General features: G+C 38.4%; 8 protein-coding genes and 1 riboswitch. Of the genes, 5 read left to right on the top strand and 3 right to left on the bottom strand.

Features of this window, described 5'->3' with window-relative positions:
* The 3 genes from U9Q18_04225 to U9Q18_04215 form a co-directional block, all read right to left on the bottom strand.
* On the bottom strand, positions 1–379 hold a 379-nt coding region (locus U9Q18_04225), incomplete at its 3' end, for an adenylosuccinate synthetase (GenBank protein MEA3313563.1).
* Positions 380–438: 59 nt separating this feature from the next.
* Positions 439–1,179: a hypothetical protein gene (locus U9Q18_04220; protein ID MEA3313562.1), complete on the bottom strand. Its 741-nt coding sequence runs from the start codon at positions 1,177–1,179 to the stop codon at positions 439–441.
* 15 nt (positions 1,180–1,194) lie between these two features.
* The gene (locus U9Q18_04215; GenBank protein MEA3313561.1) at positions 1,195–2,415 is read right to left on the bottom strand and encodes an adenosylhomocysteinase; all 1,221 of its coding nucleotides are present in this window, start codon (positions 2,413–2,415) and stop codon (positions 1,195–1,197) included.
* Positions 2,416–2,556: 141 nt separating this feature from the next.
* Positions 2,557–2,672, top strand: a riboswitch (molybdenum cofactor riboswitch).
* Between U9Q18_04215 and U9Q18_04210 the strand changes: the two genes are divergently transcribed.
* The 5 genes from U9Q18_04210 to U9Q18_04190 form a co-directional block, all read left to right on the top strand.
* Positions 2,664–3,611: a substrate-binding domain-containing protein gene (locus U9Q18_04210; protein MEA3313560.1), complete on the top strand. Its 948-nt coding sequence runs from the start codon at positions 2,664–2,666 to the stop codon at positions 3,609–3,611. It overlaps the preceding riboswitch by 9 nt.
* Entirely contained in the window at positions 3,608–4,393 is a 786-nt protein-coding gene (locus U9Q18_04205) for an ABC transporter permease (GenBank protein MEA3313559.1), read from the top strand. The genes U9Q18_04210 and U9Q18_04205 overlap by 4 nt, the downstream gene beginning before the upstream one ends.
* Positions 4,390–5,460: an ABC transporter ATP-binding protein gene (locus U9Q18_04200; GenBank protein ID MEA3313558.1), complete on the top strand. Its 1,071-nt coding sequence runs from the start codon at positions 4,390–4,392 to the stop codon at positions 5,458–5,460. Before U9Q18_04205 ends, U9Q18_04200 begins: the two co-directional genes overlap by 4 nt.
* 240 nt (positions 5,461–5,700) lie before the next feature.
* Positions 5,701–8,130 (top strand): tetratricopeptide repeat protein, encoded by a 2,430-nt coding sequence (locus U9Q18_04195; protein MEA3313557.1) that lies wholly within the window; start codon positions 5,701–5,703, stop codon positions 8,128–8,130.
* A gap of 8 nt (positions 8,131–8,138) precedes the next feature.
* Positions 8,139–8,324, top strand: a 186-nt coding sequence (locus U9Q18_04190) for a Wzz/FepE/Etk N-terminal domain-containing protein (GenBank protein MEA3313556.1), incomplete at its 3' end; no start/stop codon positions are given.

The raw sequence follows: 8,324 nt of genomic DNA, 5'->3' as shown, positions 1-8,324 counted from the left end.
GCCCTATTCCTTTTCCTGTTGTGCCGATTTTTTTTCCGTTTGCTCTGTCAAATTCGATGTGATGTGACAGGATTACCTGCGCTCTTTTGCTGATTTGAAGTAATGGTTTTATGCCAATTTTTTTTATTGTTGCTATTTCTTTTAACAGTTCCTCGGGGTTTATTACAACACCGTTTCCAAGTATGCACTGCTTTTTATTAAATACTCCGGAAGGGATGTAGTGCATTTTCATTTCTTTTCCTTTGTACAGTATCGTGTGTCCTGCGTTTCCTCCGCCGTTAAAGCGTACAACGATGTCTACATTTTGTGCAAGGTAATCAATAATTTTTCCTTTACCTTCGTCGCCCCATTGCGCACCTACTAAGATTGTTCCACTCATTTACATCCTCCATTATCGATTTACTGTGCATCGTATCTGGACACAGTTTGTAGTAAGTTTTAACCGTGTAGTTCTTTTTTCTTTATCCACTGCGTTCCTTCAGGGGTGAGAATCAGTACGTCTATTGGGCCGCCGACAGTTTTTGGTCGTGCTTGGAAACGAATTGTGTCAATTGTTGTTTTTACTGCAAATATTGAAAAATCAATTGCATCTTGCAGTGGCATTGCATCCCAGATGATAGGAGGCTTGGATATTTGCTTAAGGGATCCGTCGGCTATTTTCATCCATGCGGGTTGAAGTATTTCTGAAATAACGTCTCCTTCTCCTCCCCAGCTTGTGCCGTAAAGCACTGTTTTTTGGTCGGCGGAAATGTTAAGCCGTTTTAGTTCGTTGCGCTTGATATTGCAGTGATATACATATGGAACACTTATTTTGTCCTTCTTTCTATATCCTGCAATATGAAAAGATGTGTTTGCCTCCGGGAATTTTTTTTTGAAAAAGTCTAAAAGTTTTTGTGAAATTGTTTCTGCATTGTCTTGTTCTGTTAAATTTTCTTCTTCAAATGTTTTAAGGTGTGATTCAGCGGTAATTTTCCCGAGTATGGATTCGCCAAATATACTTATTCCTACCTGTTGTACTGGCAGTAGGTGTGTTTTATAGACAAAATCCGAGCTTACAGTCTGGACCACAGGGAATTTTTTTTCTGTGGCGTTATCTTTTTTCTGGATTGTAACGCTCTGTCTGCTATCCGATGCCATAACGATGCCCGAAGGCACATAAACTGTTATTACAAATGACATAGATTCCTCCTTTTTTTAATGCGATTTTGTTAAATAATTTATCTGTTTTTTTGTAAGTTTATCGATCTTTATACCATAAGATTGAAGCATTGTTTCTGCGGTTTTGATATCAATTTCTTCAGGGACGTCGTACACTTTTTTGCCAAGTTTTTTTCTATTTTTCATCAAATATTCCGCTGAAAGTGCCTGAAGAGCAAACGACAAATCCATTATCTCTATTGGGTGTCCATCTGCGCAGGCGAGATTTACAAGTCTTCCTTCGCCAAGTACATAGATCTTTTTTTTGTTTGGCAATGTATACTCTGCTATATTTGTTCTTACTGTACGTTTTTTCGTGGCAAATTCTTCGAGTTCCTTCATCCTGATTTCTACATCAAAGTGTCCGGCATTTGAAAGGATTGCTCCGTCTTTTAGCAGTGCAAAGTGGCGCAAGTCAATGACATTTGTGTCTCCTGTGGTTGTGACGAATATATCGCCTATTGGCGCTGCTTCTTTCATTGGAAGTACGGTAAATCCGTCCATGTATGCTTCTACTGCTTTAATCGGGTCTACTTCTGCGATAAACACTCTTCCTCCCAGTCCTTTTGCGCGCATTGCGACACCTTTACCTACCCAGCCGTATCCTGCTACAACTACATTTTTACCTGCTACTGTGATATTTGTTGTACGGATGATACCGTCCCAGGAGGATTGGCCTGTGCCGTAGCGGTTGTCAAAGAGGTATTTGCACTGGCCGTTGTTGACAGCGATTACAGGGAATTTGAGCTTTCCTTCATTTGCAAGTGCTTTGTCCCTTATCACGCCGGTTGTTGTTTCTTCACAGGCTCCCCATACATATTTGAGAAGTTCTTTTCTTTTTGTGTGGACGAGTGCAATAAAATCTCCACCGTCATCAACAATGATGTTTGGTTTGGTATCTGCTACTTTGTTGTAATTTTCCCAGTATTCTTTTTCTGTTACGCCATATTTTGCAAATACTTTTACATGTTTTTTGGCAAGTGCTTCTGCTACGTCATCCTGCGTTGTAAGGGGATTTGAGCCCGTGATAGCGACATTTGCGCCGCCTTTGTAGAAGAGATGTGCAAGGTTTGCAGTTTTTGCTTCAAGATGCAGTGCTATTGCAATGTTTACTCCTTTGAATGGTTTTTCTTTTATAAATCTTTTTTCAATGCTTTTTATGATAGGCATATTTTGCAATGCCCATTCCATTTTTAATTCTCCGCTTGTTTTTTCCATTTTTACCTCCAACTCATTTTATACGTATTCTGACATTTTACAAAGATGTAATGATAAAAATTTATAAAATTCCTCGGAGTGTCACACTGGCACCAGTGTGACACTTTTATGTTATGTGTTGACATTTTATTGATTTATTTTACAATTGAATTAATCCGAGCATAATGGGCTAACGGTAGTCCCATGCCCCTATGCCGAGAGGGTATAACTGGAAACGGTTAAGCCTGCCAATTGCAAAGGAGGAAGTGATGAAAAAGGTTTTAACAGTTTTTATGGGAGTATGTATTTTGATTACTTTACTTACGGGATGTAACGAACGAGAGAGTAAAAGTCTTAAATTGTCGGTGAGTCATGCAGGAAGTCTTGCGCAACCTATTAGAGAAACGGAAGATTCGTTTGTTCAAGAAAAAGGTATAGATATTACGGTTGAAGATGAATCGCATGGCAGCGTAACGGTTGTTAAGAATGTCTGTGAACTTCATAAATTGATTGATGTCGTTGCGGTTGCGGATTATTCACTAATTCCTCAGTATCTTATTCCGGATTATGCTGATTGGTATATTCAATTTGCAAGCAATAAGCTTGTTATTGCCTATACGAACAACAGCAGGTTTAAAGAGGAGATAAACGAAGACAACTGGTATGATGTTATTAGAAGAGATGGTGTAGAATTCGGATATTCTGACCCGGATGCTGATCCGTGTGGTTATAGAACGCGGTTGATGTTTAAACTTGCAAGTATTTATTATGAAGATGAAGGTCTGGAGAATAAAATTGTGGCGTCATGTCCTATGCGAAACATAAGGCCAAAGGCGGTGGAACTGGTTGCACAGCTTCAATCGGGCGAATTGGATTATGCATTTGAATATCTGTCAGTTGCTGTGCAGAATGGCTTGGAGTATATGGAGCTTCCGGACCAGCTGAGTTTTGGCAGCGTTGAGTATGCTGATTTTTACGGGCAAGCGACATTTACGATGAAAGATGGCAAAGTTGTGAAGGGTGCGCCTATCTGTTATGGCGTTACTATTCCGAAGAATGCTTTGAATAAAGAGCTTGCCATTGAGTTTGTTGATTATCTTTTGAGCGAAAAAGGTAAAGAAATCTTTGCGCAAAACGGACAGCCATTTGTGCTGTTTAAAACAAATGTGCCTGTCAATGAACTGCCGGAAGCTTTGAGAAAATATTTTGAGGAATGAAAGGTAGAGAAAAACTTACATACATATCTTTTTTTGTATTAGGAGGGATACTTCTTTTATTTATTGTTTTGCCTCTTGGGCGGCTTATTTTTGCGCATTCTCCCAGCGTTATCTTGCAGGAATTGAAAGACAAAACAGTACTTGTGCCTATCTGGAATAGTGTTTTCCTTTCTTTTGTCACTGCATTTATTGCCATTATCTTTGGTGTGCCACTTGCATTTCTTATGGCAAAGAAACGTTTTGGAAAGATTGAAGAGGCGGTGGAAACAATAGTGGATCTCCCTCTTGCAGTGCCTCATACGGTTGCAGGTATTGCGCTGCTTTTTATATTTGGAAGGCAAGGTCTGCTTGGCGCTTTTTTTTACAATGGATTTGGGTTCAGAATTACCGGTACGCGTATTGCTATTGTTCTGGCAATGCTTTTTGTATCTCTCCCTTATATTGTGGATTCTGCAAGGGACGGTTTTAAAAAGGTTGATATTTCTCTTGAAAAGGCATCGCGTTCTCTGGGTGCTTCGCTTTTTTCTACGTTCAGATACATATATTTGCCTCTTTCACGGGATGAAGTTTTATCTGGATTTTTGCTTACCTGGGCAAGAGCGATTTCGGAGTTTGGCGCGGTAATCATTATTGCATACTATCCTATGACAGCGCCGGTGAAAATATACGATGCTTTTACTCAGTACAATCTTGCCGTGTCCAGCGCTATTGCTGCGATACTTCTTGTAATTTGCCTTTCCATATTTCTGACCGTTAGATTCCTGGTGCGGAGGAAAAAGTGAACAGCATAAATGATGTCCTTGTGCTGCAAAATGTTAATGCGGAGATTAGCGCATTTAAAATAAAAGATGTTTCTTTTTCAGTTTATGACAACGAGATACTTGTCGTTCTCGGGGAAAATGGTGCCGGGAAAACAAAGCTTCTTGAAACTATCGCAGGGTTTTTGCCTGTTGTTTCAGGGAGGATTGGCCTTTTTGGAGAAGATATTGCAAATAAGGCAGCTAACGAGAGAAATATTGGTTTTATTTTTCAGGGCCTTTCATTATTTCCGCATCTTAGCGTAAAAGAAAATATACTTTACGGGGCACGCTTCCAGGTGATTCCCAATCTTGATAGGGAATTTAAAAAACTTGTTCGCCTGTTTAAATTGGATAATTTTCTGGATAGATTTCCCAAAACGCTGAGTGGGGGAGAACAGCAGAAGGTTGCTCTTGCTCGCACGCTGATTACAAATCCTAAAATAGTGTTTCTGGATGAACCTACATCCGCGCTTTCTCCGAAAGAAAGGGAAAGGGTAAGCATTGAGATAAAGAATACGTTAAAAAAGCTGAATAAATCTGCTATATTTGTTACGCACAATATTGAAGAGGCGCATCTTGTAGGTGACAGGATTGCTTTGATGGAAAACGGGCGAATTTTACAGATCGATACGCCTAACGAAATTTTTTATAAACCTAATTCAAAAACCGTTGCAACATTTTTTGGAGAGACAAATATATATGATGGATTAGCTGATGCGCAGGACAAGGGGATTACTGCGGTCAAAGTGAACGGGTTGAATATTTTTGCTCTTGGAAATTACAAGCAGGGGGCTAAATTAAAGGTTTTTATAAGGCCAGAGAACATTTTACTGAAAAAACGGCTGACAAGGACAAGTGCAAGGAACAATTTTAAGGGCATTGTGAAGAGCATCTCTTTTAAAGGACCGCTTGCAAGGGTTTTTGTTGATGTGGGTTTTACTGTCGCAGCGCTCATTACAAAGCAATCTCTTGAGGAGCTTGAAATAAATAGAGGCTCAAGTGTGTATATCAGCTTTAAAATTACTGCTGTGCACACGGTTGAAGAGTAATAGTTGCTTTATTTGGGGGGACGAATTCCTCTCTAACTTCTATTTGAGGGAACACATTTCCCTCAAGACTCCTTTTTAAAAGCAAAAACATATAAAGACAAAAGACAAAAGAGGAGATTGCCGCGGACTTCTACGAAGTCCTCGCAAAGACCCGTGGTGACAGAGGAAAAGAGCGTAATGACAAGAAAAAGCGCAAAGTCGGGTTTTTGAATTTTAAAAAAAGTAATTATAATTTGACAGATGAAAAAGAAAAAAATGCGAGAGGTAAGTAAGAGGAAAGTAAATTTAAAGTTTTTACTCATTATCTTTACTCTTGTTCCTGTTTTCTTTTCTGGCCTTTTTCAGGGTGGCTATTTTACCTGGGAGGCTTATGGTACATTTCTCTTGTCTCTTCCTGCAATTTTCCTGTTTTTTTATCTGAAGATTGTTAATAAAGAAAATATTGTAAAAAGTGGTGCTGACAGGGGGCTTTTTATCTTCCTTGCAGTAGCGTTTTTGTCTCTATTTTTTACCGTGTATTTTCATGCAACGCTTACAGAATTTTATAAAGTGTTGATTTATGTTGTGCTCTTTTACATCATTCTTAACAGTGTAACTACGCACAAGGATATGGATTTTGTATTGAATAGTGTTCTTGTGCTTGCTTTAATTCTTGCTTTGCTTGGGATTTTTGCTTATTTTGGGTATAAGTTCCATTTGACCGGTGCTTTTTTTGATTTTTTTTCAACAAGAGGCTTTACCCAGGGAGCAAGAATTTCCTCTACTTTGCAGTATGCAAATACATTTGCAGCATTCCTTATCCTTCCTATTTTTATTTCTTTTTCTTATTTTGTGCATTATAAAAGATACTTTTTAAAAATCATATACGGTATTTTTACTTTACTATTCCTCTTTGCCCTTCTTCTTACGGGGTCGCGTGGTGGCATTATTGCATTTTTTGCCGTACTGGTTCTTTACTTTATTCTCGCTAAAGGCAAGGATAGAAAACAGGGTCTGATGTACCTGGTTGTACTGATAGGAGTGTTTGCTGTTTTCGCTATTTTTAAGAAAGATCTGATTTTGCCTCTGCTTCAGAGTGTTATTAACAGGTTAAAAGAGCTTTTTGCTTTTCTTGGTGGAGCACAAAATCTGTCTCTTGGCGCAAGAGAAACGATGGTAAAAGATAGTTTGAACATTTTAAAGGACTACCCGGTTTTTGGCACGGGCAACGGGACATATCAATATGTGTATGCAAAATACCGCTCAATTTATTTCTTTTCCAAATTTCCTCACAGCATTTTCTTTCAGGTGTTGGATGAATTAGGGATTGCAGGAGCTGTCGCTTTTGTTTATATGCTTTTCAGTTTGTTCAAAAAAGGATTTCTTGTTTTGAAACGCAATTATAATATTTTGCTTGTTGGGCTGTATGCGGGGTTAGCTGGGATTTTGTTGCATGCATTTGTGGATTTTGATTGGTCCTTGATGTTTATGTCGCTTCTCTTTTTCTTTGGATTTGGGCTGCTTGTTTCTCAAGGAAAAAAAGAATATTTTGTTTTTAAGTGCCCAATACTGGCAAAGGTAAACAAACAAAAGAATCTTAGAGAAGTAAAATCGTATAAAGTAAAATCAAATGATGGTAAAAAAGTTACCGCTTTAGTGATAGTAACTGTTGTTTTGTTTTTGCTTTTTCTTTTTCCGTTTATTGCCGCACGGGGAAATTCTAACGCAAAGGCGAGCACAGGAAAAATATCCTGGCAGGAAACAATTAACCAATATAAATCATCTATTGCTTTGGACCCGCTTACTGCTGAATACCACTATGACCTTGCGCATTTTAATTTTGAGATGCTTATTCCGTCTGCTCCGGATCCAACCCAGTTTGTTAACGAGGCAATTAATGAGTATAATGCTGCGATAAAGCGTTGCCCTGAGTTTTTCTTGTATCATTTTGAACTTGCAAGACTTTACCTTCAAATGAATAATGAAAAAGCAATAGACGAATTTACAAAGGCGGTGGAGTTAAATCCAATGGACGCTGGTGGGCATGCATCACTGGGGTTTGCATACCTTAACCTGAGACAGGACACGATTATGTCCAAAATACAATTTGAAAAAGCGTTAGAATTGGATCCTAAAAACGCAGATGTATATTTAGGGTTTGGCGGCCTGTATGAAGAGTTTAATGATATAGAAAAGGCAATAGAGAATTATGAATTGGCAATTAAATACAACAGCAAAAATGCTTATGCATATTATCGGCTTGGCGTGATTTATAAAGATGAAGGAAAGCTGCCTGAGGCAGTGCATAATTTATTTTATGCTCTGCAGTATAATCCTAACTTGAAAGAGGCACAAACTGAGTATGAAAAATTTGCCCCCATTATTACTATTGCTAACCCACGGGCAAAAGAAGATATCAAAGTAGGGACCGCATATGAAATTAAATGGTTTTCTTCTAACATCGATAATATTGAATATTATAATATGGTACTGATTCCTTTGAAAGGTGAAACGATTACCATTGCATCAGGATTAGCAAAGGATGTGTTTTCGTACCGGTACCGACTGCCGGCGGATTTGGAAATCGGAGAATATAGGATTAGAATATATGCAATGGCACCTAAATTTATGGAAAATAAATTTGGCAATTGGCTGTCATATAAAGAAGTTGTTGTTAATATAACGCATTAGGAGGAATTATGGAAGAAGAGGTTGAATTAAGAGATTACATTAATGTTTTATTGAAATGGAAAAAACTCATTATTGGCATTACTATCCTTGCAATGCTTGTTGCAGGCGTAATGAGTTATTTTGTGATAAAGCCCGTGTATCAAGGATGTACAAATGTTGTTTTACCTCTTGTGGCTGGTGAACAAATCCTATCT

The sequence above is a fragment of the Caldisericota bacterium genome (assembly GCA_034717215.1).
Taxonomy (GTDB): Bacteria; Caldisericota; Caldisericia; order Caldisericales; family Caldisericaceae; genus UBA646.
This window is presented reverse-complemented; position numbering and strand designations above follow the sequence as displayed.